Raw genomic sequence first — 3,163 nt, forward strand, 5'->3', positions numbered from 1 at the left:
GGGCTTTCGTTCTGTTCTTCGTTCTTGCGTTTCCGACTCTATCAGACTCTTTCGTGTCCGATTTCCTCGGCGCTTTCGAGGTCCTGCGCTTTCGCGCTTTCCCTTTCCGGCGGTTCCGACTCTATCAGAAGCTTTCCACCGGATTTCCCGGGCTTCGGCTTCCTGAATGAGGAGTCGACTGTGCCCCACGGGAATTCAATTCCATTTGGGGGCGAGAGAGATGTTAAACCATCGCTGCCGAACTTGTCCAGTTCGAGGCAACCGTTCGAATCTACCTCCCCACAGCGGCCGTGTCAACGGTCTGCGGGACGACGAGGAGACTAGCAGCTCAGGCCGTCGGTACGCACATCAGGCCGCGGTCGGGAGGGTCGCCGTGCGGTCGGCCTCTTCCACGTCGCCCGCCTCGCCGGCGCGGGAGGCCCGGCCGCCCAGGACGTACACGTAGGCGAGGAACGCCGCCTCCGCGAGGACGCCGATGGTGACGCGGGCCCAGGTGGGAAGGCCCGAGGGGGTCACGAAGCCCTCGATCAGGCCGGAGACGAAGAGGACCGCGGCCAGGCCGATGGCCATGCCGAGGGCGGCGCGGCCCTGTTCGGCGAGGGCCGTGCGGCGGGTGCGGGGGCCCGGGTCGATGACCGTCCAGCCCAGGCGCAGGCCCGTACCGGCGGCGACGAAGACGGCGGTCAGTTCGAGGAGGCCGTGCGGGAGGATCAGCCCGAGGAAGACGTCGAGGCGGCCGGCGGAGGTCATCAGGCCGAGGCCGACGCCGAGGTTCGCCATGTTGAGGAAGAGGATCCAGAGCACCGGGAGCCCGAGGAAGGCGCCGAGGACGAGGCAGATGGCGGCGGCCTGGGCGTTGTTCGTCCAGACCTGGGCGGCGAAGGAAGCCGCCGGGTGGCTGGAGTAGTAGGTCTCGTACCCGCCGCCCGGCCGCGTCAGCTCCTTCAGGTGCTCCGGGGCCGCGATCGCGCTCCGCACTTCGGGATGGGTGGCTATCCACCAGCCGATGAGCACGCCGAGGGCCGTGGAGAGCAGCGCGGTGGGTATCCACCAGCGGCGGCTGCGGTACACGGCGGCCGGGAAGCCCTCGGTGAAGAAACGCGCGGCGTCGCGCCAGCCGGCGCGGCGGGTGCCGGTGACGGTGGAGCGGGCGCGGGCGACGAGCTGGGTCAGGCGGCCCGTCAATACCGGGTCGGGGGCGCTCGACCGGATCAGGGAGAGGTGGGTGGAGGTGCGCTGGTAGAGGGCGACGAGCTCGTCGGCCTCCGCCCCGGTGAGCCGGCGGCCCCGGCCGAGGAGCTGCTCCAGGCGGTCCCACTCCGTCTGGTGGGCCGCCACGAAGACGTCGAGATCCATCCCGTTACCGCTCCCCTGCCCCTGGCCACCCGATACGGCTTACTTCTCCTGTCGTCAGCTTGGCAGACTGGGGTGCTCAGGGGCGGGGCAGGTCGGGGAAAGGTGCGCTCGGTGAGTGATCTGGTGACGGGAGACGCGGTCGTCCTGGGTCTGCGGCCGGCCCGGCTGCCGAGTCGGGTGCTGGCGATCCTGCTCGACGCGGCCGTGTACGGCATCGGGTACGTGGCGGTGCTGGTCGGGCTGCTCTACGCGACCGCCGGGCTCGACGAAGCCGCGCAGGCCGCGGTGATGGTGGCGAGCTTCCTGCTGGTGCTGGTCGGCGTGCCGATCGCGGTGGAGACGCTGAGCCACGGCCGCTCGCTGGGGAAGCTGGCGTGCGGGCTGCGGGTGGTGCGGGAGGACGGCGGGCCGATCCGGTTCCGGCACGCGCTGGTGCGCGGCGCCCTGGGGGTCGTGGAGCTGCTGTTCACGTTCGGGGCGGTCGCCTGTATCGCCTCGCTGATGTCGGAGCGGGGCCGGCGGCTGGGCGACGTGTTCGCCGGGACGCTGGTGGTCCGGGAGCGGGTGCCGGGGGCTCGGGTGATGCCGGTGCCCCCGCCGCCGCCGTGGCTGGCGGGGCGGTTCGCCGCGCTGGACCTGTCGGCGGTGCCGGACGGGCTGTGGCTGGCGATCCGGCAGTACCTGACGCGGATGAACCAGCTGGACCCGCACACCGGTGCCGCGATGGCCGTGCGGCTCGCGGACGACGTGGTGGCCCGGACGGGGACGCCGCCGCCGGCCGGGGTGCCGGCCGCCGCGTTCCTGATGGCGGTGGTGCACGAACGGCAGTCCCGGGATGCCGCGCGGGCCTTCGCGGTGAGCCGGGCCGCGGCCGTGGCCCCGGCGCCCCCTGCCGTCGCCCCGGTGGCGGCCCCGGTGCCGGCGCCCATGCCGTCCCGGGCTCCGGCGCCGGTGGCCCCCGAGACACCGCCGGCGCGCGGGACCGGGTTCGCTCCGCCCGGCTAGTCCTCGAAGGAGGACGGTGGGGTTTCCAGGTGTTCCAGTTCGATGCCGGGTGCCGAGAGGACCACGTCCCCGGCGATGTGCACGGTGTGGACCTCGCCCGTGTCGAGGGCGGTGACCTGGTACTCGTCCACCACCAGCGGGCCGCTGTCGGTGGGGTGCTCGGCCCGTGAGAGCAGGGCCCAGGCCTGGTCGACGGTGCGGGGTGCCAGGACCGGGTCGGTCAGGGCGAGGAGCCGGATCCGGGTCGCGGGGGCTCCGGGGCCCAGGCGCAGCAGGCGGGCCGTGGCGATGAGGAAGGCCGGGGAGCTGCCGGTGAAGCCGGCGGCGGCGACGTTGCCCTCGGTGGCCTCGGCCCCGGTCGGGTCGGTGCGGACCCAGGTGACGCCGTCGATGGCGGCGCCGCGGACCTGCCAGCTCGCGGCGTTCGCCTCCAGCCGGATGGGGCGGCCGAGTGCGTCGATGGCCAGGTCCAGCGAGCCGCGGTGGCCCCCGTCGGGGGTGGTCAGCTGGGCGACGTAGCGCCAGCCGGAGGGGCCGGGGGCGCAGTGGAAGTGCTCCTCGCCGAGCGGGGTGCGGTCGTGGGGGTCGTGGAGCGAGTAGCGGCCGCGGGGCATGGCTGTGGTCCTCGGGTACGGGGCAGGCCCCCGGCGCGGGTGCCGGGGGCCTGCCTGGAGTGCTGCGGATCCGCTGGGATCGGTAGCGGTGGATCAGTAGCGGTAGTGGTCGGGCTTGTACGGGCCCTCGACCTTGACGCCGATGTACGCGGCCTGCTCCGGGCGCAGGGTGGTGAGCTTGACGCCCA

Annotated in this window: 4 protein-coding genes; 1 reads left to right on the plus strand and 3 read right to left on the minus strand. The window is 73.1% G+C overall.

The window, feature by feature from the left end:
• Positions 1–348: 348 nt before the first annotated feature.
• On the minus strand, positions 349–1,356 hold the full coding sequence (locus ACZ51S_RS34665) for a stage II sporulation protein M (RefSeq protein ID WP_468889640.1): 1,008 nt from the start codon (positions 1,354–1,356) through the stop codon (positions 349–351).
• Between the two features lie 111 nt (positions 1,357–1,467).
• Here ACZ51S_RS34665 and ACZ51S_RS34670 point away from each other — a divergent pair, with 111 nt between their 5' ends.
• Positions 1,468–2,361, plus strand: coding sequence for an RDD family protein (locus tag ACZ51S_RS34670; RefSeq protein WP_468804760.1), 894 nt, complete (start codon positions 1,468–1,470; stop codon positions 2,359–2,361).
• On the opposite strand, the gene ACZ51S_RS34675 is transcribed toward ACZ51S_RS34670, so the two are convergent.
• Positions 2,358–2,975, minus strand: coding sequence for a hypothetical protein (locus ACZ51S_RS34675; protein ID WP_468804762.1), 618 nt, complete (start codon positions 2,973–2,975; stop codon positions 2,358–2,360). The genes ACZ51S_RS34670 and ACZ51S_RS34675 overlap by 4 nt on opposite strands.
• A 93-nt stretch (positions 2,976–3,068) precedes the next feature.
• The coding region (locus ACZ51S_RS34680) for an adenosylhomocysteinase (RefSeq protein ID WP_351857368.1) at positions 3,069–3,163 on the minus strand (95 nt) is incomplete at its 5' end.

Source organism: Streptomyces sp. NPDC034043, assembly GCF_055575675.1.

Excerpts from the sequence above, each read along its gene's own strand:
- ACZ51S_RS34665 (WP_468889640.1), bottom strand. The coding sequence starts at position 1,356 with ATGGATCTCGACGTCTTCGTGGCGGCCCACCAGACGGAGTGGGACCGC.
- ACZ51S_RS34675 (WP_468804762.1), bottom strand. The coding sequence starts at position 2,975 with ATGCCCCGCGGCCGCTACTCGCTCCACGACCCCCACGACCGCACCCCG.